This window comes from Nocardia sp. NPDC047038, assembly GCF_040644075.1.
Lineage (GTDB): Bacteria > Actinomycetota > Actinomycetes > Mycobacteriales > Mycobacteriaceae > Nocardia > Nocardia sichangensis.
On the sequence record NZ_JBEYVQ010000003.1, the window covers coordinates 328,596 to 348,358 of the forward strand.

General features: G+C 69.5%; 17 protein-coding genes and 1 pseudogene. 7 read left to right on the plus strand and 11 right to left on the minus strand.

Going from position 1 to position 19,763, the window contains the following annotated elements:
• Positions 1-237: 237 nt before the first annotated feature.
• Complete coding sequence (locus ABZ824_RS15065; RefSeq protein WP_356963698.1) at positions 238-768, plus strand: hypothetical protein; 531 nt, start codon at positions 238-240, stop codon at positions 766-768.
• Here ABZ824_RS15065 and ABZ824_RS15070 read toward each other — a convergent pair whose 3' ends face one another.
• Positions 769-3,063, minus strand: coding sequence for a helicase-associated domain-containing protein (locus tag ABZ824_RS15070; RefSeq protein WP_356963699.1), 2,295 nt, complete (start codon positions 3,061-3,063; stop codon positions 769-771).
• A 95-nt stretch (positions 3,064-3,158) separates the two neighbouring features.
• Between ABZ824_RS15070 and ABZ824_RS15075 the strand changes: the two genes are divergently transcribed.
• Positions 3,159-3,347: a hypothetical protein gene (locus ABZ824_RS15075; protein ID WP_040864798.1), complete on the plus strand. Its 189-nt coding sequence runs from the start codon at positions 3,159-3,161 to the stop codon at positions 3,345-3,347.
• An 83-nt stretch (positions 3,348-3,430) separates the two neighbouring features.
• Here ABZ824_RS15075 and ABZ824_RS15080 read toward each other — a convergent pair whose 3' ends face one another.
• Both ABZ824_RS15080 and ABZ824_RS15085 read right to left on the minus strand, forming a co-directional pair.
• A complete protein-coding gene (locus tag ABZ824_RS15080; RefSeq protein WP_355074971.1) occupies positions 3,431-4,066 on the minus strand; it encodes a resuscitation-promoting factor Rpf1 domain-containing protein in 636 nt (211 codons plus the stop codon).
• A gap of 411 nt (positions 4,067-4,477) precedes the next feature.
• The gene (locus tag ABZ824_RS15085) at positions 4,478-4,720 is read right to left on the minus strand and encodes a hypothetical protein (protein WP_355074969.1); all 243 of its coding nucleotides are present in this window, start codon (positions 4,718-4,720) and stop codon (positions 4,478-4,480) included.
• Positions 4,721-4,908: 188 nt separating this feature from the next.
• On the opposite strand from ABZ824_RS15085, the gene ABZ824_RS15090 reads away from it, so the two are divergent.
• On the plus strand, positions 4,909-5,328 hold the full coding sequence (locus ABZ824_RS15090) for a cold-shock protein (protein ID WP_039795090.1): 420 nt from the start codon (positions 4,909-4,911) through the stop codon (positions 5,326-5,328).
• Between the two features lie 256 nt (positions 5,329-5,584).
• On the opposite strand, the gene ABZ824_RS15095 is transcribed toward ABZ824_RS15090, so the two are convergent.
• The 3 genes from ABZ824_RS15095 to ABZ824_RS15105 all read right to left on the minus strand — a co-directional run bounded on the left by ABZ824_RS15095 (position 5,585) and on the right by ABZ824_RS15105 (position 8,963).
• Positions 5,585-6,166 carry a DUF2771 domain-containing protein gene (locus tag ABZ824_RS15095; protein WP_355074967.1) on the minus strand — a complete coding sequence of 194 codons (582 nt, stop codon included), beginning with the start codon at positions 6,164-6,166 and terminating at the stop codon, positions 5,585-5,587.
• A complete protein-coding gene (locus ABZ824_RS15100; RefSeq protein ID WP_356963700.1) occupies positions 6,163-8,097 on the minus strand; it encodes an MFS transporter in 1,935 nt (644 codons plus the stop codon). The genes ABZ824_RS15095 and ABZ824_RS15100 overlap by 4 nt, the downstream gene beginning before the upstream one ends.
• A gap of 92 nt (positions 8,098-8,189) precedes the next feature.
• Positions 8,190-8,963 carry a glutaminyl-peptide cyclotransferase gene (locus ABZ824_RS15105; RefSeq protein ID WP_356963701.1) on the minus strand — a complete coding sequence of 258 codons (774 nt, stop codon included), beginning with the start codon at positions 8,961-8,963 and terminating at the stop codon, positions 8,190-8,192.
• 47 nt (positions 8,964-9,010) lie between these two features.
• Between ABZ824_RS15105 and ABZ824_RS15110 the strand changes: the two are divergent.
• A pseudogene (locus tag ABZ824_RS15110) lies at positions 9,011-9,715 on the plus strand (DUF3027 domain-containing protein); the annotation flags it as partial.
• A 1,406-nt stretch (positions 9,716-11,121) separates the two neighbouring features.
• Entirely contained in the window at positions 11,122-13,971 is a 2,850-nt protein-coding gene (locus ABZ824_RS15115) for an ATP-binding protein (RefSeq protein WP_356963702.1), read from the plus strand.
• Positions 13,972-13,977: 6 nt separating this feature from the next.
• On the opposite strand, the gene ABZ824_RS15120 is transcribed toward ABZ824_RS15115, so the two are convergent.
• Positions 13,978-14,595: a TetR/AcrR family transcriptional regulator gene (locus tag ABZ824_RS15120; RefSeq protein ID WP_228829715.1), complete on the minus strand. Its 618-nt coding sequence runs from the start codon at positions 14,593-14,595 to the stop codon at positions 13,978-13,980.
• A 125-nt stretch (positions 14,596-14,720) separates the two neighbouring features.
• Between ABZ824_RS15120 and ABZ824_RS15125 the strand changes: the two genes are divergently transcribed.
• Complete coding sequence (locus tag ABZ824_RS15125) at positions 14,721-16,781, plus strand: neutral/alkaline ceramidase (RefSeq protein WP_356963703.1); 2,061 nt, start codon at positions 14,721-14,723, stop codon at positions 16,779-16,781.
• A gap of 9 nt (positions 16,782-16,790) precedes the next feature.
• Here the strand turns inward: ABZ824_RS15125 and ABZ824_RS15130 are convergent, their stop codons facing one another.
• Positions 16,791-17,030, minus strand: a complete 240-nt coding sequence (locus tag ABZ824_RS15130) for a DUF2530 domain-containing protein (RefSeq protein ID WP_355074957.1) — start codon at positions 17,028-17,030, stop codon at positions 16,791-16,793.
• A gap of 116 nt (positions 17,031-17,146) precedes the next feature.
• Between ABZ824_RS15130 and ABZ824_RS15135 the strand changes: the two genes are divergently transcribed.
• The gene (locus tag ABZ824_RS15135) at positions 17,147-17,584 is read left to right on the plus strand and encodes a MarR family transcriptional regulator (protein ID WP_355074955.1); all 438 of its coding nucleotides are present in this window, start codon (positions 17,147-17,149) and stop codon (positions 17,582-17,584) included.
• A 48-nt stretch (positions 17,585-17,632) separates the two neighbouring features.
• Here the strand turns inward: ABZ824_RS15135 and ABZ824_RS15140 are convergent, their stop codons facing one another.
• The 3 genes from ABZ824_RS15140 to ABZ824_RS15150 form a co-directional block, all read right to left on the minus strand.
• The gene (locus ABZ824_RS15140; protein ID WP_355074953.1) at positions 17,633-17,860 is read right to left on the minus strand and encodes a hypothetical protein; all 228 of its coding nucleotides are present in this window, start codon (positions 17,858-17,860) and stop codon (positions 17,633-17,635) included.
• A 200-nt stretch (positions 17,861-18,060) separates the two neighbouring features.
• Positions 18,061-18,462 carry a YccF domain-containing protein gene (locus tag ABZ824_RS15145; RefSeq protein WP_355074951.1) on the minus strand — a complete coding sequence of 134 codons (402 nt, stop codon included), beginning with the start codon at positions 18,460-18,462 and terminating at the stop codon, positions 18,061-18,063.
• 37 nt (positions 18,463-18,499) lie between these two features.
• Entirely contained in the window at positions 18,500-19,702 is a 1,203-nt protein-coding gene (locus ABZ824_RS15150) for a GNAT family N-acetyltransferase (protein WP_356963704.1), read from the minus strand.
• Positions 19,703-19,763: the final 61 nt, after the last annotated feature.

Sequence of the window (19,763 nt, forward strand, 5' to 3'; positions counted from 1 at the left end):
AGTCCAGTTGCATGGAATACGCGAAAGGCGTTGCTAGTGAATTACTCTGCGTTCTTCTTGCTCGGCCGTCTGCTCCCCAGCATCCTCGGTTACGCGCTCATGGGGCTGTACGGCACGCACAGCATCTAGGCCGCCCCCGTGCCAGGTCGCCCGCGGGCTGATGCGGCCGCTCAGGTCGTGCGGGTATCCTCACCGCGTTCACGAGCACGTGAACGTTTCGGTGAGAGAGGTTTTCAGGTGAAGTTTCCAGGAACGAGGTTGCTGGCACGGATCGTGCTCGCCCTCGTCGCGGTGGCCGCGGTGGTGGTCACGGTGGCCGGCTGTTCGTTGATCGAGGACGCGGGTAAGTCGGACACCGCCAAGGCCAAGGCCGGCGACTGCATCAACGTCATCGAGGGCTCGGCGGTCGACTCCAAGACCGAACCGGTCGACTGCTCGTCGGACAAAGCCGTGTACAAGGTCGCGCAGTCCTACGACAAGAAGACCGACTGCGCCGCCGACTACACCTCCTACGAGGAGACCCTGGCCGGCGGTACCACCGCCTTCCTGTGCCTGGCCCCGAACTTCAAGGAAGGCAGCTGCTACAACGAGAGCAGCACGACCGGATACAAGCACGTCGACTGCGCTGCCTCGGACGCCACCTTCAAGGTGCTGAAGCGGATCGACGGCAAGGCCGACGAATTGCTGTGCGACCAGGACGCCGACGGCTTCCGCCTCATCGAAACGGACCCGAAGGTCACCTTCTGCACCGCCAAGCCCAAGGGCTGATCATTCCAGCAGGGCAACCGACGCGATCCGGTGCAGCGTGAAGTGCCGGACCGCGCCGGTGACCGGGTCCAGCGCGTCCAGCTGCCCGTTGCCCACCTTCAACGGCTCCACCACCCGTTGGGAAGCGACGCCTTGGGCGTCGACGTAGCCGATGTTCACCGACCGTCGCACCCGCGCCGCGAGCTGCAACAGGGCGAGGGTGGCGGCGGTATTGGTCCGCGTGCCGTCCGTGCGTACCGCTTGACCGGACCGGGCCCTGGCGGCGCGTTCGCCCGCGCGCAATTCCGTGACGAGCAGTTCGAGTTGTTCGGTGCTGGGCGGTGTCGGCCGATACGGCTGCCGTGCGACGGGCCGCACCGAGATCCGCGCGCCCCGCGGCCGCAGATCGACGATCGCGCCGCTCGAGTCCTCACCCGCGGGCGCGAAACCGGCCGCGCGCAGCTGCTCGAGCAGTTCGCCGAGCGGCGCTTGGGCGATGGCGACGGTCGGGGCGATGGATCGCAGCGCCAGCGCGCTCGCCACCGGCGCGGACAGCACTTGGGCCAGTAGCGCCGGGTCGTCACTGCGGATGAACGACTGGGCCATACCCGCGCGCAACTGGCCGTGACGCCGGGCCACGTCATCGATCAGATAGGTCAGTGCCTGCGGGATCGGCGTCCGGGAATGCGCGGCGAACAGCGCGTGCAGCTCCGCCGCCGTCAGCCCGGCGTCCAGCGCGCGCCGCACCGAGGACTCTCCGATCCGGTATACCGTTGCGGCGCCCGCGGATTCGACGTCGGCGACGAGGGCGACGCGACGCTGGAGATCGGTGGTCAACGGGCCGGGTGCGATCACCGTGAGATCGGCTTGCACCAGCACGTGGTCCACCGGCTCCGGCAGCGCCGCCTCCATCTCCGTCTCGGCGTCGGCCACGCTGGTCGGCGCCGCGTGCAGCAGCGCCCGCGCCGCCGAGCCGAGCGCGCCGCGGCCGATCAACCCGAGCGCCGCCGCCTCGGCCAGCGTCTGTTCGACCACCTCCGGCCGGAAATTCCTGCGCCTGCGCGGCTGCCGCCAGGCCAGTACCCGGCCGATTTCCGTTGGGGCCAGCGCGGTGCCGGACGGATATTCCGCCAGCAGGGCGAGGATCGCGTGCCGGTCGCGCGGCGCGGTCGGGGTGCGCAGTTCCAGCGACAGCGCGGCCAGCGGTTTGTCGTTGGCGTCGCGCATGCCGATCATCCACGGCATCCGATCCAATTCGAGCCAGGTCAGTCCGAGGGCGGCCCAGCGCCGGGCGGGCGGCGCTTCCAACCAGGCGTCCACCAGTGGCGTCGGCGCCCAGAAGTCGTCGGTCGTCTCGAAGTCCGGTGGCGGGTCCGGCAAACCCTTCTCGATCAATTTCGCGGCCGCCAGCAGCTCGACCAGCAAACCCGCCCTCGGCTCGTCGACACCGACCTGCTTGGCGATGCGGCGCAGCTCGCGCACGCCTAGGCCGCCCGCGCGCAACGCGGGAGCCGGTGCCTGGCCGAGCACCTCGAGCACGGCCGCGCAGTGCCGCAGCAGCTCGCCGACCTCGCCCGCCGCGACCGCGTTCACATCGGCGGGCGGGTATTTCGCCGGCTCCGGTCGCGGCGGCGTCAGGGCATGCGGGTGGGTGACCGGTTCCCCTCGCAGCACCTGGCCGACGGTGGCCGGGAGTTCGACGGTCTCGTCATCGATCCAGTGCAGCAGCCTGCGCGCCAGCAGCCGCTGGATCGGCCGCTCGGCCGGAGTGCCCGGTGCGGCGTCCTTGGTGCGGCCACGAGGCCCTGTCGCGGCCAACTTGTCCAGCAGGGACCGTTCGGCGGGCGGCAGCTCGGGCAGCGCCGCGACCACCTCGGGTTCGGTGAGCGCGTCGGGGATCTCGGTCGCGGTGCCGATCGGCCACGGCAACGCCTCGGCGGCCGCCGGAATCAGGTGCAGTCCCTGCTCGGCGTCGATCCAGACCAGCGCGCGAGCGGTCAGCCGCTCCAGCGCCTCATCGATCGCGGCGGCCGGCACCCGTTCGCTCAATTGCACATGCAACTCGGCGCGGCGCAGCGGGCCGCCGTAGGTGCGCGTCACCCCGTGCATCGCAAGGGTTTCCACGATGGCGAATTCGAGGGTGTTCAAGTCCTCCGTGGCGCGCAGCACCGACGCGCGCTGTTCGACGCGGGCGGCGAGCACGGCCATGGCGGAGGGCAGCGGGACGGCCAGGTCGGGCCGAAGCTGCAGCAGCGTCACGAGCTGGGCATCACTGCGGGCACCGAGCCATCCGGCAAGGGAGTCGGTCACGGTCATCCGATCCAGCCTACGATGCTGGGCGATCGCCCGCCGACGTCCGGAGCTACGGGCTGCGGCGCATCCTGGTTGAGCGGCCGGGCTAGCATGGGGCCGTGGTGAACAAATCGAAGAAATCCTACGTCGACAACGGCTGGCCGAAGGTCGCCGACGGTGACCCCGCGGTCACCGAGCTCTCTTCGGCCCGATCCGGTGGTCTCTCGCCCTACGGCGAGGACACCGAGTTCCCGGTCCCGGCTGAGCAGTTGCCTTACATGCACCCGAACACGGTGATCAACCGCTGAGCGCGCGACCGGAACGTTCTCGGCTACGGAGAAGGGCCCCGCATCCACGTTGATGCGGGGCCCTTCTTGCGGAAGCCTTTGGATCAGGAGGGGAGCAGACCCTTGTTCGCCTCGTAGAAGTTCACGATCGCGGGGTCGAGGGTGACTCCGCTGGACTTGGCGGCGTTGAAGAAGTCGAGAGCTTCCTTGGGCACCTGGACGCCCTGGCTCTGCACGACCTCGAGAGCGCGGTCGACGGCCGAGAAGATCTGCTGTGTGTCGGCAGGCGCGGCAGGCGCGGACTGAGCGAGCTGCGGCGCGGGGTTCCAGCGCGGGGTCTCCGCGGTGGCGGGCGCGGAGCGCGGGCTCGGCGCGCTGCTCAGGCCCAGCTTCGAGGAGCAGGAGGGCCAAGCGCCCCAACCCTGCGAGGCGAGCACCTTCTCGGCGACCGCGATCTGCTGTTCACGGCTGGCCTGGTTGGCGCTGGCGGCGTATTCCTGACCGCCGTGGGCGCGCCACGTGCTGGGCGAGAACTGCAGCCCGCCTTGGAAACCGTTGCCGGTGTTGATGCCCCAGTTGCCGCCGGCCTCGCACTGAGCGAGTCGATCCCAGTCGGAGTCGGGTGCCGCGCTGGCGTTGCCTGCGAAGGCCACACCGGCGGTGCCGATGATGGCTCCGGTCACGGCAACCTTGGCTACCGTGCGTCCGGTCGAGCTTGGCTTGCGATGGCGTCCACTCATATCGGGTTCGTCTTCCTCTCGACGCACCTGCGACATCTTCGGTTCTGGTTCGGACTGAGAGGTCGTCCGTTCCGCCCTCGCCCCTACGTTTCCGTCGGGGGATCCGGTACCCGCGGGGCGAGGCTCGGTGCGGCGGGCCGGTGGTCGCCGGGGGTGCCCCGGCTGGATAAGACCGTACGACGAACCGCGGGAAAAATCACTATTTGGTAACCGGCGTGTACCAACGGGTCTCGACGCGATATCGGACCGGGGGAGGAGTCTTCGCGCAGCTAGAGGCGCCGCGGTCGCACCCGCGACCGGTCGTCACCGCTTCGTGATCTACTCGTAATGTGATGAGGATCACATACTGGAGTGGGTAACGATCGCATCGGGTAACCGGTTCGGTGTCGGATCGGAGATGATCACTCCGCTTCAGCGCGACCGGCGGCCCGAGCGCAGCGCGAAGACGAGCGCGAGCACGAACCCCAGCGGCGCGAGCATCGCCCCGAAGTAGAGCCACAGCCCCGGCTCGCCGTCGGTCAGCAAGGGGATCGCGAAAATCGCGACGATAGCCAGCAATCCCAGCGCGAACACGGAGAGCGCGAGTTGCAGCAACCAGTCGCCGCGCCGCCGTGGGGCGCCGCCGGGCGGGGTCGGAGCGGAAGGGTTCGTCACGGTTCGACGGTAAAACTGATGTGCTTGCGTTATTCGCACCGGGGTAGACTCGATAGCAATCGCGTCCTGCAATCCTGCTGGGCGCGTTCTTTTCGCACAGGAAAAGGGCCGGTCGCGCGACCGGCCCGGTAGACGGATGTGCTCGGGCCGTAGGGGTCCGAGTTTTCGATGATGAACGGGTGAGCGCAGTGCCGACCGGCAGGGTGAAGTGGTACGACGTCGAAAAGGGCTTCGGCTTCCTTTCCCAGGACGAGGGTGAGGACGTCTACGTGCGCTCGTCCGCGCTGCCCCAGGGCGTCGAGGGCCTGAAGCCCGGCCAGCGCGTCGAATTCGGCATGGCCGCAGGCCGTCGCGGCCCACAGGCGCTGAGCCTCAAGCTGCTCGAGGCGCCGCCGTCGGTCCGGCAGGGCCAGGAACGCAACGCGCGCAAGGAGCCTGCCGCGCGCAGGCACACGCCGGACGAGCTGCACGGCATGGTCGAGGACATGATCACCTTGCTCGAGGCGAAGGTGCAGCCGGACCTGCGTAAGGGCAAGTACCCGGATCGCAAGACGGCGCAGCGCATCTCGGAGGTCGTCCGCGCGGTGGCGCGCGAACTGGACCACTGATTCCGCTCGATTTCGCTTCATCCGGGCGGCCGTCGGGCCGAATTCACTCGAGGTAGGCGTTTTGGGGCCGCGGAGGTCAAGGGAAGCCCGGTTGCCGGACTTCTGACGCCGATCGTTCGCGGCTGTCCATCGGTAGATTCATCCGACCCGCAGCGGGTTTCGGGCGAAGCCTGCCCGGCCACCGTGCAGGCGCCGTGCGCTCGGAACGCGCACCGGCGTCTGCGGAGTCGGCGAAAGACGTTGCGTCCGAGACTCGCTACGCCGTGCTGATCGACCAGGTGGCGTGCGGCACGTAGAACTCCCGGCCCGTTTCGTCGCGGGCGAGGATCGGCAGCTGGAACTCCACGCCGATGAGGCGCAGGTCCGGCTCCGGTTTGGAATCGATGGTGAGGGCGAAGGCCCGGTCCGGGTAGTCGTTGCGGCTGATCACCTGGTCGACTTTCTCGCCGTTCGGCAAGAGGTAGACCAATTGTGCGAGCCAAGGCGCGTCGGCGACCTTCTTCGGAAGCGACAGCTGCAGTGGGTAACCGGCGGGCACTTCCAGGTCGACGGTGCGGCCACGGTGGCAATCCGGCGTGTCGGGCCCGCAATTCAGCGTCGTGAACACCGTGCCGGGGACATTGTCCTCGGGCAGGATGCTGCAGTCCTGCATGGTCACCGAGCAATAGCTGAACGGCCGCACGGTGACCGTCTTGCCGTGTGCGTAGGCGGTGAGGGTGACGTCGGGCTTCTCGGCGTCGTGGACCAGCACCGCCAGCACGCCCACGAAGGCGACGGTGAGCACGAGCAGTGCGACCGCGGCCAGCGCGGCGATCGTGCGTGCGTTGAGCTTGCTCACCAGATCGGGTCTCCTTGCCCTCGTCGAAAGCGTTCGGCGTCACCGTCGCGCGGCGCCGGGTCCTCCGCCCGAGGCGCGCTCGCCGGATATCCGTGCGGCCGGGTCGTCGGCACCTCTTGCTCCGCGTGCTGGGGACGGTTGCCGCCGAGGCCGGGCAGTAGCGAGTGGCCTCGGAAGCTGAGGAAAGTCTGCACCAAGCCGAGGACGAGTATCACGGTGACCACCGCGAAGCCCTTCCAGTAGTCGGTCGGCAGCAGCACACCGGCCGCACCGCCGACGACCCAGCTCAGTTGCAGCACGGTCTCCGACCGCCCGAAGCCGGAGGCGATCGACTCCGGCGGCAGGTCGTCCTGGATCGAGGCGTCCAGCGACACCTTGGCCAGCGCGCTCGTCCCCGCCGCCACCAGGGCCGCGGTCGCCGCGCCGAGGAGGTTGTCGGCGAACGTCGCGAACAGCGACACCAGCGCGCACGCCGCCGTGCAGCCGAGCACGACCAGCGAGGGCTTGCCGAGTTTCAGCCGGGCGCCCGTCGCATTGCCCGCGAAATTGCCGATGGCCGCGGCCGCGCCGACCGCACCGAGCATGAGGGCCTGCTGCGCGGGCCGGTGTTCTGTCGCCTTGGCGACGAACGCGACGTAGAAGGTGAGGAACCCGGTCAGGACACGAATGGCGCTGTTGCCCCAGAGCCCGGTCACCACGGCGCGGCCGAGCGGTTGCCTGCGCTTGCGCGGCGGGATCGACGACTCCGCGCCGGACGAGAGCACCTCGGTGCGCGCGTCGGCGCCGTGATAGCTCAACGTCGCGGGCACCTCGCCCTCGGTCACCTCCACCCAGGAGGGGATGCGCAGACTCAGATACGCCCCACCGCAAGCGATCAGCGCCGCGAAGACCAGTGCGCCGTTGGAGCCCGCGATCGCCGCGGCCGACCCGGCCAGCGCTCCGGCGCCCATGGTGCCGCCGACCAGCCCGAACACCGTGAGGCGGGAGTTGGTGCGGACCAGATCTATGTCCGGCGGCAGCACCCGGGGCGTGACCGCGCTCTTGAGCACGGAGAACGATTTGCTGCCGATCATCATGCACAGCGCGAGCGGATACAGCGCCCAGGTGTCGAACTGGAAGACCAGCACCACCGCGACCACCGCGCGCACCGCGAACGACGTCGCCAGCGCGAGGCGGCGACCGCGCTGCAGGCGATCGAGCAGCGGTCCGATCAGCGGGGCGATCACCGCGAACGGCGCGATCGTGATCAGCAGGTACAGCGCGACTTTCGTCTTGCTCTCCGCGGTGGCGCTGGCGAAGAACAAGGTGTTGGCCAGCGCCACCGCGATGGCGGCGTCCAGGGCGAAGTTCGCCATGGTGGCGTAGGTGAGCGCCGTGAGGCCGGACTTGTCCGCGCCGTCGGCCTTGGCCGCGCGCTGGAAGGTCGCGATGCCTTTCTCGGTGAGTTCCCTGCCGCGCATGGCGGCCACGCGGGTGACCGTGAGTTTGCGTGGCATCCGCCGCGCGCCGGCGGCATCGGGGCTCTCGGGTTGCCGGCCCTGATCCTGCGCGGCGGTCTCGGGATGGTCGCCTTCGGCGGGGGCCGGTGTCTCGCTGTACCGGGGCGGCTCCGGACGGTGTGGGAAGACGTGCCGAGCCGCGCGGTCGGAGGCCTTCGGCTGCTCGGCGTCGGGCCCGACGGGGAGCGGCTTGGTGGGCGGAGGCTGCGCGGGCCGTGGCGGGTCGCGTCGCGGGCTCGGCGGCGGTCCCGGCTGGTCATGACGCTCGGCGGCGCGTCCGGATCCCGGTCCGAGCGGTGGTAGCGGCCTGCGGCGCCGCGGCCCGTTGGGTGGCGGATATCGGTCGAAACCGGGATGCCGATCGAACGGCGGGACCTCCTCGCCTTCCCGCCGATCACGGTCGGGACCGGAAGGTTCGCGGGGAGTAGTCACGACTCCAATTCTGGCGCACTCTCGGGCCGGGTGTTCACGCGCGCTCCGGGGTGGCGGCGGAAAGTGATCGTCGTCGCGACCCGCGATCACGCTCAGGCGGGGGCGAAGCGGACCTCGAACATGGTCGGCCAGTTCTTGCCCGTGATCAGAAACCGGTCGGTGCCGGGCAGTTGGGCGATGCCGTTGAGGGCGTCGGCGCCTGCCCGTGCGGTCGCGGGGAGCAGACCGGCGGCGTCGGCGGTCGCCAGCACGGCGCCGGAGTCCGGGTCGATGCGCAGGATCGTGTCGGTGGGCCAGTCGTTGGCGTAGACCGACCCGTCCGCCGCGCATTCGAGCTCGTTGAGGCGTGCGCCGGGGTGACTGTCGAGCTCGACCGAGCCGGTAGGGGCGAAGGTGACCGGATCACGGAAGGTGAGGCGGTCGGTGCCGTCGCTCATCACCAGCCGTCCGTTTCCGGCGCACAGACCCCAGCCTTCGCCGTCGTAGCTCACCCGGCCGCGTTCGGCGAGCGTCGCAGGGTCACGGGCGATGGCCACGCCGTCGTGCCAGGTCAGCTGCCAGAGCGTGGCGCCGGCGAGGGTGATGCCCTCGCCGAAGTACGGGGCGGGCAACTCGGTCCTGGCCAACTCCTCCCCGGTCGTCAGCCGGGACGCGCGTACACCGGACGCGCCGACCAGCCCGGTGCCCTCGTAGAGCACGTCGCCGTCGACCTCCAGGCCCTGGGTGAACGCATTCGTATCGTGCGGCCGGGTGGCGATCACCTCGATGTTCATGCTGGGTGCCTGGTCCGCTACGCCGCCGCATCCACCCACGATGAGCAGACCGACCAGCACACTGATGGCCAACGCACGCCGATTGCGTTCCATACGGCAAAATGTAGGCCGTGAGCGCAGTTTCTGTTTCGGAGTCCGGCGTGCGGCCGATTCTGGCCGATGCCGTCGATTTGGCCCGCCGTGCGCTCCTGGAGTTGGAACCGTCGGCCGTCGGCGCGCACCTCGGCGTGATCGCCGAGGACGAGAGTGCGGCGACCCACCGATTCGAGGCCACGCTTCCCGGTTACCGCGGGTGGCAGTGGGCGGTCGTGGTGGCCGCCCCGCCCGACGCCGACCACGCGACGGTCAGCGAGTCCGCGTTGCTGCCCGGGCCCGATGCCTTGGTCGCGCCCGAGTTCGTGCCCTGGGAGCAGCGCGTCCGCCCCGGGGATCTCGCGCCCGGGGACCTGCTCGCCCCGCCCGCCGGCGACCCGCGCCTGGTGCCGGGCTACGTCGCGACCGGCGATCCGGTGGTGGACGAGGTGGCCTACGAGGTCGGTCTCGGCCGTACCAAGGTGATGAGCAGGGAAGGCCGCGAAGAGGCCGCCGAGCGGTGGTACACCGAACACGGACCCGACTCGGAGATGGCCAAGGCCGCGCCCGCCACCTGCGGGACCTGCGGCTTCTATCTGCCACTCGCCGGGTCGCTGCGCGCCGCGTTCGGTGTCTGCGGCAATGCCATGGGCGCGGACGGGCGCGTTGTCCACGTCGCCTACGGCTGCGGCGCGCACTCGGATACCGAGGTTCCAGCCGGTAACGGGTCGCCGCTGTTCGAGGCGTACGACGACGCGGCCATAGAGGTGATCTCGCTCGAAACCGCCGACTCTCGCGTGGCCCCGCAGGGCGCCGACGAAGCGCCGACAACCGAGGACATCGATCCGCACGGTGCGGCCGCCGAGAATGTCGCGGTGGCCGCCGACCCGGGAGTCGCCGAAGGCGCAGCCGTGGCCGGGGATGCCGCCGTGGCCGCTGCGCCTGCTGGAGACGTCTCGACCGGCGAGGGTGCCGCGGTCGTCGAGAATGCTGTGGACGTGCGGGCTCCTGCGGTTTCCGGGGAAGCTGCCATCGCGCCGGAGGACCGGTCCGAGACCACCGCCACGACCGGCGATCCCGCGTTCCGCCAGGATGCCGCACTCGGTGAGCGCGCCGCGGTGATCGAGGAAACCGCGGCGATCGGGCACGAAGAGGTCGCCGAGAACGCTGCGGTGACCGAGAACCCAGTCGTCGCTCGAGATGCGGTCTTCGCCCAAGACGACGCCGCCGCGATCGCCGCCGGCGGCGAGCATTCCGGCATCGCGGAAGCACTCGCGGCTGTCGAAGGTGACGAGGCGACGGAGGACACCGCCGCCTCGGAGGAAAGCACCACCGTCGAGGGCTCGGGCGCGACCGCCGAGCCCGCGGGCAGCACGGCGGCTACGCACCGCGATGTGGTCGAGTTCGTCGAGGTCAGCGCCGCCGAGGTCGGCGAAATCGACGCCGCCGCCGCGTTCACCGAATCGAGCATCCCGCCCGCCGTGCGTGCGACGCCGAGCGTGGACGATGCCGCCGAAGCACCGACCGGCCACGAGCCCGCCTCTGCCGACACGGTTGCCGGGACGGTCGCGGATGAGCCGAGCGTGGCGACGGACGACGCAGCCACCGGTCCGGCTCTCGGAACGGACGAAGCGGCGGACGCCGGTGAAAGCGGTTCGGATGTCACGCCGGCCGATACGGAAAACGCCGATGCCGCCACGCGTCCCGCGGTGGCGACCGATCGCGAGGCCGGTGCGGCGGAGTCCGAGTCGGGCACGACGGGATCACGTGCACCCGGGGTAACGAGCGGTGATGCGTCGCCGGGTTCTGACGATCGATATGCCGTCGACGCGCGCGCGACCGAACCGGACGCTGTCGAGTCGAGCGAAGCAGCCGGATCGAGTGACGCGACGACGGAGGCCGTCGAGTCGACCCCGGTGCAATCCGGCGCAGCCGATCCGGATGTGGCCGAGGCTTCCGACGCCGCGTCGCAGGCGCACGAGCCCGCATCGTCGTCCCAGGCGGACACGCCTGGCGCACCGGAACCCACCGCTACGCCGGTCGCCGATGACGCCGAGGCGCGATCCGAGTCGGGTATCGCTGACGCTCCGGGTTCCGAGGCACGGCCGGAGTTCTGGTCATCGCCGCGGAACTGAGCGACGCCGCCGACCCGTTCGGCACTTCGGCGCTGCGAGCGGCGGTGCTCGCCGCATGGCGTGATTCGCCGACGCGGTTGCGTGAGGACGCCGCTACCGAGAACGACCTGGTGCGCGCGGGCTATCGGGATCGCTTGCTGACCGAGTTGGCGCAGAATGCCGCCGACGCCGCACGCAAGGCGGGCGTGGACGGCGCCGTCGTGGTCTGGCTGGACGGTCGTGACCTGCACATCGGGAATACCGGTGCGCCGCTGGACGTCTCCGGTGTGCACGCGCTCACCGCATTGCGCGCGTCGGGGAAGTCCGACGGCGGGACCGTCGGTCGATTCGGTGTCGGTTTCACCGCGGTGCTCGCGGTGAGCGACGACATCGAGCTGCGGTCGGCCTCCGGGTCGCTGTGGTTCTCGCGTGCCGAGACCCGGAACGCTCTGCACCGCAACGAGATCCGTTTACCTGCGGTCGATGCGGGCGAATTCGTCCCACCGGTGTTGCGGTTGGCCTGGCGGATCGAGGCGCGACCGGCGGACGGTCTCGACACCGAGGTGGTGCTGCGGCTGCGCGCGGACGTGGACGCCGACGCACTGCTGGCCGCGATGCGCGCCGAAGCCGTCGATCTGCTGCTGGAACTGCCCGCCCTGCACCGCATCCGGATCGGCACGGACGAATTCGTCAGCAGTGCCGAGGACATGGGCGACGGTATGCACGAGGTCTATGTCGACGGCCCCGGCAGCGAACAGCGGACCTGGTGGCAGTACCGCGCGCCGCGCGCCCGCTGGTTGCTGCCGGTGCGTGACGGCAGGCCGGTGGCCGCCGCCCCCGATGTGCTGCGCGCGCCGACCAGATCGGACGAGGAACTGTCCCTGCCCGCCTTGCTCATCGCCGACATCCCGATGCAGCCGGATCGGCGCAGATTGCTGCCCGGCGCGCGGCTCGGCGAACTGGCCCGCGGCTACGCGGATTTCGCTCGTGCTCTTCCGCCACGCGACCGGCTCGTGCTGGTACCAACGCCCGGGTTCGCTCGCAGCGAGGCCGATGGTCTGCTGCGCGAAGCGCTGCTGCGCGAATTGCAAACGCGTTCTTGGTTGCCGGTAGTCACCACCCACCGGCACGCCTACCCGGAAGGTCTAGGCGACCCCGAGCCCTTGACCGCGGACCACCTCGGGTCGGGCACTCCCGCCTTTCCCGGTGCGGACGACGAACTGCGGGGCCGAGAATCCGGTGCCGTCGCCGACGTCGAAGCGGGGAACATCGCCGTCCCCACCCGCGCGTATGTCTTGGCCGGCCTGACCGCGGAATTGGCCGACCTGCTCGATGAAGTGGTCGGTCCCCTGGTGATCCCGGACCTCTCCAGACGGGCGCACACCGAGGCCATGGGCGCGCTGGACGTGCACCGGCTCGGATTGGCTCGGCTGGCGGAGTTGTCCGGGGGCTTGGAGCGGCCGCCGAGTTGGTGGCGATCGTTCTACGCCGCGCTCGAACCGTTCGTGGTGGATCCGCTCGCGGCGGAGGAGTTGGGCGCGCTGGCGGTGCCGTTGGCCGACGGCAGACTCGTCACGGGGCCGCGCACCGTGGTGCTGGACGATCAGCTCGAGGTCGCGATCCCGCTGCACTGGGCCAGGCTGGCGCATCCGGAGGCCGCGCATCCCCTGCTGGCTCGGCTCGGCGCGCGGTCGGCCACCGCCGAGGATCTCCTGACCGACCCGGGCTTGCGCGCCGATCTGGAGGACCATCCGGGCGATCCGGACACCGCCGATGCCATCCTGCGTCTCGCCGCGCATGCCGACCGGGAGGCCCTGCCTTCCTGGCTGGGGCTGCTCGAATTGCCCGACACCGAAGGTGACTCGCGGCCCGCCGACGAACTGCTGCTGCCCGGCGCGCCGCTACGCGAGCTGCTGGTGCCCGATGCGCCGTTCGGCACCGTCGACCCAGAACTGGTCGAAGGCTACGGCGCGGACGCGCTGCGCGCCGTCGGCGTCGGCTGGGATTTCGGTGTGATCGTCGAAGCCGATCCGACCGGTCCGGACCACGATCTGGACGACGAGGAGCACTGGTGGTCCACGCTTCCGGACGATCCGCCCGAGCTGGTCGCCGTCCGTGACCTGGACCTGATCGATGACGCCGCCTGGCCGGAAGCGTTGCGGCAGTTGGCCGGGTCGCCGCGCACCCGCCGCCTGCTCACCGACGCCGACGGTTACACCGCGTGGTGGTTGCGCCGATACGCGCGGGTCGACGGCACTCCGCTGGGACTTCTGCGCCATCCCGCCGACACCGACTTCGACGGGCTGTTACCGGCGTTCGCCGTCGCCGGTGTCGACCCGGACGCTTGTCGCGCGGTTCTCGCCGATCCCGCGACGATCACCGACGAGTTGGCCGCCGCTTTGTTGGAGGCGCTCGCCGACACGTCGAGAACTCCCTCGCCGGAAGTCGTTTCCCGCACTCATGCCCGCTTGGCCGCCGCTGTCGCCGCCGGCCTACTCGACCTCGCCGACCTGCGGCCACCCGATCGCGTGCGCGCGCTCACCGGCGCCGTGGTCGATCCGGAAGACGCGTTCGTCCTCGATCGACCGTGGTTCGGCCTGGCGGTGCCGCCGGATCGATTGGTGGTCGGCGACGCCGGAACGGCCTCGTCTCTGGCCGCTCTGCTCGATCTGCGGCTGGTGTCGGAGGCCGTCACCGGCGAGGTGGTGAGCGTCGGCCGTCGCACGACCTGGGCAGCGGAGCCGCTGGGAGTCGTGCTGCGGCAGCTGTTCGCTTTGCCGCCGCAAGCGGGCGAGCTGGTCGTACACCACGACCTGACGGTGCGGTTGAGCGGCGCGATCGAGGCCACGGTCGCGGTGCCCTGGTGGCAGACCGGCTCGGCCGTGCACGTCCGCGCGCCGCGGCCGGGTGGCTGAGCTCGGCTACTGCGCCGCGTACCCCGTGAGCATCTCGCTCAGCAGATCGAGCTGTCCGCGCACGCTCTCGCTGTCGTTGTCCACCAGCCAGCGCAGCACCACACCGTCGATGACGTTGAGCGTGAACCGGCTCAGTGTCTGCACCGGGACCGACCAGGTGTTGCCGGTCGCGTCGCGCGCGTGCTCCAGGATGTCGGCGACCGTGGAGTCGTTGAAGTTGTACTGCTCGCGCGCGATCGCGAGTTTCGCCGGGGTTTGTTCGCCCTCGCGCAACGCGTAAGTGGTCGTTTCGTAAGTGAGCAGCTGTCGTTCCGGAGTGGCTTCAATGTTCAGCCACATCAGTTCCAGACCCGCGCGGATCAATTTTTGAAGGGCTTCTTTTCCACTTCCGACGTCCTGCCAAACTGTTTCGTTCGCGTCGACGGAATCGCGCAATTCCATCGACAACGCTTTGACCAGCTCGGTCATCAGCGCGTCCTTGTTTTCGAAACAGTAATGCACCACACCGAGCGAGACGCCGGCCGCCTGAGCGACATCACGCGTGGTCACGCCCGCAACACCCTTTTTCTCGGCAAGGCCGATCGCGGCCTCGATAAGGTGGGCCCGTCGTTCTTCGACGCTCAATCGGGAGGACACCCAAGGGAGTTAAGCGCCCACGGCTCGTGCAGTCAATTCAAGGGTGGAAAAAATCTGGACTGGACGAGTGACCAGTTGTGTGGTTCGCTGCATCGGGACAGAAGGAGACGGGTATGCCGGTGTCACGCCGAACTGTTCTGACTCGGACGGCGATCGGGTCCGCCACGCTCGCGGCCGCGACGGTGCCCGGGATGAGCGACGCACTCGGCGTTCCGGCGGCCGCCGCACCGGATCCCGGCGGTTACGAGATCGGTGTCGGACTCTCCGACATCACCGGCCCGGCCGCCGAATGCGGAATGATGGGCTACTCCCAGCTCGAGCAGCAGACCGCGGGCATCCACCTGCGCCCGCGGGCGCGGGCGTTCATCATCGGCGGCGCGGGGCGGCGGATCGTCTTCGTGGTCGCCGAGAACGGAATGATCTTCCAGTCAGTGCACCGCGGCGTGCTGACCGAACTGGCCCGGCGTTTCGGCGACCTGTACACCGAGCAGAACGTCCTGCTCACATCGACCCATTCGCACGCGACCTGCGGCGGCTCCAGCAACGACTACGCCTACAACCTGTCCATCCTCGGTTTCCAGCAGCAGGTGTACGACGCCGAGGTGAACGGGATCGTCGAGGCGATCGCCGCCGCGCACGCCGATCTCGGCCCCGGCTCGCTGTCCCTCGGCCGCGCCGAGCTGCACAACGCGAGCGTGAATCGGTCGCGCGTGGCTTGGGAGCTCAATCCGCCTGCGGACAAACAGCATTTCCCGGATGCCATAGACCCCGCCGTGACCACTCTCGTCTTGCGCAAGGGCGGGCGAACGGCGGGGACCATCACCTGGTTCGCCACGCACAACACGTCCATGACCAACACGAACCGATTGATCAGCTCGGACAACAAGGGCTACGCCGCGTTCTCCGCCGAGCACATCGAGCACGGCGTGCGTTACCTGGACGGCAAACCCGCGTTCGTCGCTGCCTTCGCGCAGACCAACGCCGGTGACATGTCCCCGAACCTGAACCTGCGCCAAGGCTCCGGTCCCACCGAGGACGAGTTCGAGAACACCCGCATCCTCGGCGAGCGGCAGTACGCGGCGTCGAAAGAAGCGGTGGCCCAGGCTCGGTCGATCTCCGGCCCGGTCGACGGGACGCTCTGCTACATCGACCTGGCGGACATCGCGGTAGACGGCCGTTTCACGCCGGACGGCCTGCCGCGACGCACCGCACCGGCCGCGGCGGGAGTCTCGCTGATCGCGGGAAGCGTCGAGGACGGCCCGGGTCTGCCCGGCGGCCCGATCCCGGAGGGCGTGCGCAACCCGTTTATCGAGTCGCTCGGCGATCCGGCCCAGCCCGCGCCGGCCTGGCTGGCGGACGCGCAGGCGCCGAAAGCGATCGCCGTGCCGCTGGGCCTGCTGCCTCCGGTGCCATGGGTGCCGAATGTGGTGCCGATTCAGCTCGTTCGCATCGGCGAGCTCTATCTGGCCGCCGCGGGCGGCGAGTTCACCATCACGTCGGGCCTGCGCATTCGCAAGGCTGTCGCCGCGGCGCTGAGCGTCCCGCTGGAGCAGGTGCTCATGCAGGGATACGCGAACGCCTACCACGAATACGTCACCACGCCAGAGGAATACGACTCCCAGCAGTACGAGGGCGCTTCGACGCTGTTCGGCCGCTACACGCTGTGCGCCTATCAGCAGGAGTTCACCCGTCTGGCTACCGCATTCGCCGCCCGTGGACCGGTGCCGCGCGGCCCGGCCCCGCGCGATGTGTCCCAGCTGCAACCGAACTTCCAGCCGGGCGCGGGTCCGGACGCGGCCGCGCCGGGTCGCGACTTCGGTGACGTGCTCGTGCAACCGCACCCGTCCTACGGTCCCGGAGACCAAGTGCTGGCCGAATTCGTCTCGGCCCACCCGAAACACGACAATCGGCGTAACGGGACATTCCTGGAAGTGCAGCGCAGGAATGCTTCCGGCGAATGGGTGCGGGTGGCCAACGAGGGCGAGTGGGCGGTGAAATACCACTGGAGCAAGCGCGGGCTCGCCGAGTCGGTGGCCCGGTTCACCTGGGACATCCCTCTCGATGCCGAGCCGGGACGCTATCGCTTCCAGCACTACGCCACCCGTCTGGATCCCGGCGGCGCGCTCTACCCGCTCACCGGCACGACCGACGAATTCGAGCTGGTCCGAAGGTAACCAGGTCGGCTACAAGCCCGTCTGCGCGCCCTTGTCCCCGCGCCGCGCGCCGCGGCGCTGAACCAGATAGATGACCAGTCCGATCAGCCCCACCACCAGGCCCATCAGGCAGACCGGACGTGCCGACGCCCACCGGTCGCCGCCCGCCCACACCACCACGGTGGCGATCAGCCACAGCGCGCTGCCGACCGCGAGCACGGGGCGCGGGTCGGTCAGGCGCGGCGGAAGCTGCGGGACGTTCTGTGTCACGGGTCAAGCCTAATCGGCCCGGCTGGGAGGAGTCCGCCGCCCGCGCGAAGACGAGGTGGCCGCACCATGGCGGGAAGCCGCGACCGGCCGCCCTCGGTCCCGTATCGTTTGCCACTGTGACAACGCCATCGGATGTCAGAGCCCTTGCTGGTGAGCTCTCGCTGGCGGTCGTTCGACTGACGCGACACCTGCGCGGCCGTCGTGCCGACTCGCAGATTTCGCTGACTCAACTCTCCGCGCTCGCCACGCTGGCGCGCGAGGGCGCGATGACCCCGGGGGCACTCGCCGCCAAGGAACGCGTCCAGCCTCCGTCGATGACCCGTGTCATCGCCTCGCTCACCGACCTGGATCTGGTAGAGCGCAATCCGCATCCGACCGATGGCCGTCAGATCATCGTCTCGCTGTCCCCGGCGGGGCGCGCGCTCATCGCCGACGAAGCCAGCGCCCGCGAGGCATGGATGACCGAGCAGCTGTCGACGCTCACCGAGGACCAACTCGTCGTGCTCACCCGTGCCGTGGCGATCATGAAGCAGATCGTCGCGGAATCCGAGTAGCGCCACGGCCGCAACGGAGTTCGTCGCATACGCCGCCGAAGGCTCGGATCAACGCTTGGCCCGGATGATTCCGGCGCCCCACCACAGCAGGCCGCCCGCGATGGCCAGGCACAGGACGAAGGCCGGATAGACCAGAACTCCGTAGTCGTCGGCCCATCGGGGCAGGTGCGTGAGCTGGGTGGCCGCGCCGATCAGCAGCAGCACTCCCAAAGTCACCGCGATCGGCGCGAGTGGCGCGGTGTCCGAGTCGGCCCGGCGGGCGGTTCGGTCGGTCATGGTGGAGCCCTCCGTGCGGTCGGCTCGGCGCCCGCTCGGGACGCTGTGGGCACTGGAAATAAATCAGTTACCTTCTAGCTAACCTTCGCATGGAGGTGTGATTTCGTTAACACACTGTGATGCGGATCACAGTGTCGTCGCGAGATGGCGCAGCTCTTCTTCCACGGCCTCGAGCGATGGAAACCCTGGTGGACCTGCTGCTATTGCGCGCCGAACGGCCGATCACTGTCCACGATCTCCCGCCCCAGGGGGAACAGCGAGATCGGTATGAACTTTAGGTTCGCCCAGCCGAACGGAATGCCGATGATCGACAGGAACAGCGGAATGCTGGTGAGCAGATGCCCGAGCGCGAGCCACCACCCCGCGACGATGAACCAGATGATGTTGCCGATCAGCGAGCCCGCGCCCGCGCCGGGCTTCTCCACGGTGGTCCGGCCGAACGGCCACAGCACGTAGGCGGCGATCCGGAACGACGCGATGCCGAAGGGAATCGTGATGATCAGGATGAAGCAGATGATCCCCGCCGCGATGTAGCCGAGCGCCAGCCAGAATCCAGCGAAGACGAGCCACAGGATGTTGAGGATCAGCTGAATCGGCTTCATGAGACCAGCATGCCAGCCCGCGGCCCGCCGCGCGTCGTCAGAAGAACCAACCGAGCATCGCGTCCCGCTCCGCGCGGAAGGCGTCGTCGAAGGTACGCAGCTGCGCGGCGTCTTTCGCCCGCAACCGGTTCGCCGCGGCGAACACTCGCGCGGGATACGCGCCGAGATACATGCTGCCGAGCACGTCGATGCCCAGCTCGATATCGGCCGCGCGATCGGTCGGCTCGCATTCGGCCTCTCCGTTCCGCACGCGCAGTGCGAACGTGCCGCCCGCGTTCCGGAAGGGATCGGTCACCTCTAGCGTCACGTCCAAGTCGCTCGCGTAAGCGCGTGCTGTCAGTGCCGCCGGGACGTCCATCAGTCGCAGCCACAGCCCGTCGTAGCGGGCGGTGGTGCGCACCAGGCGGGGATCGGTCAGCAGATAGGGCAGCGGGTCGTGGTCGGTGAGCACGGCATCCACCCGTCGCACCAGGTCGAGTCCGAGCAAGGCCCGCCACAGGGCCGCGTGTGCCTCGGCCGTGACCGTCCGCATCTCGGCGACTTCCACCGTCCGTGCCCTGCCGTCCGCGTGGTACCGATACAGCGCGTAGCCGTCGGCGTGCAGGAGTCCGAACAGGGTGGTCCCGCCCTCCCGGTAGCGTTGCGGATCATCGAACACGATGTCCCAGGCCGCCGCAGGACGTACCTGCGCGCCGGGCACCAGCCTGCGCCATCGGTCGTAGATCGCCTCCGCCGCCGCGCGCAGCTCGCTCGGCGGGCGCAGCGTCACACCGCCGGGATCGGGTGCCGAGGGGAGGAATTCGGCGAAGCGCCGCTCGATGCCCACCGCGTTCTCCCGTGTCGCGGGACCGTAACCGAATCGGCCGTAGATGCCGCCCTCGCTCGCGGTGAACATGGTCAGAGGCAAGCCGTCGGCCTCGACGCGTCGATGCTGTTCGGTGTACATGGCGCGGAGGATGCCGCGCCGCCGGTGCGTCGGTGCGACGCCGACGCCCGCGATGCCGCACACCCGCACGGTCCGCTCGCCGGGCACGGTCACCGTCATGGTGGTGGACTGCGTGTGCCCGACGACCTCTCCACCCTCGACCGCGACTATCGAGTTCTCCGGTGGGAACAGCAGTGGATTCGGGTCCACCTCGGCCGGGTCGTAGCGGGTGCCGAACGAGGTCTCCACCAGCGTCGTGATCGCGGCCGCGTCGTCCGCGGTGGCCGACCGAATGGTGATTCCCGGCAGGGTCATGCCTCGACCATCCCACGCCCGCGTACCTGCCCGCACCGCATTTTCGCCGTCCGCGACCGCG

What these genes read in the sequence shown, in the direction of transcription:
- ABZ824_RS15070 (WP_356963699.1), bottom strand. Translation starts at nt 3,063, where the DNA reads ATGACCGTGACCGACTCCCTTGCCGGATGGCTCGGTGCCCGCAGTGAT.
- ABZ824_RS15105 (WP_356963701.1), bottom strand. Translation starts at nt 8,963, where the DNA reads ATGGAACGCAATCGGCGTGCGTTGGCCATCAGTGTGCTGGTCGGTCTG.
- ABZ824_RS15080 (WP_355074971.1), bottom strand. Translation starts at nt 4,066, where the DNA reads ATGAGTGGACGCCATCGCAAGCCAAGCTCGACCGGACGCACGGTAGCC.
- ABZ824_RS15145 (WP_355074951.1), bottom strand. Translation starts at nt 18,462, where the DNA reads ATGAAGCCGATTCAGCTGATCCTCAACATCCTGTGGCTCGTCTTCGCT.
- ABZ824_RS15150 (WP_356963704.1), bottom strand. Translation starts at nt 19,702, where the DNA reads ATGACCCTGCCGGGAATCACCATTCGGTCGGCCACCGCGGACGACGCG.
- ABZ824_RS15125 (WP_356963703.1), top strand. Translation starts at nt 14,721, where the DNA reads ATGCCGGTGTCACGCCGAACTGTTCTGACTCGGACGGCGATCGGGTCC.
- ABZ824_RS15140 (WP_355074953.1), bottom strand. Translation starts at nt 17,860, where the DNA reads ATGACCGACCGAACCGCCCGCCGGGCCGACTCGGACACCGCGCCACTC.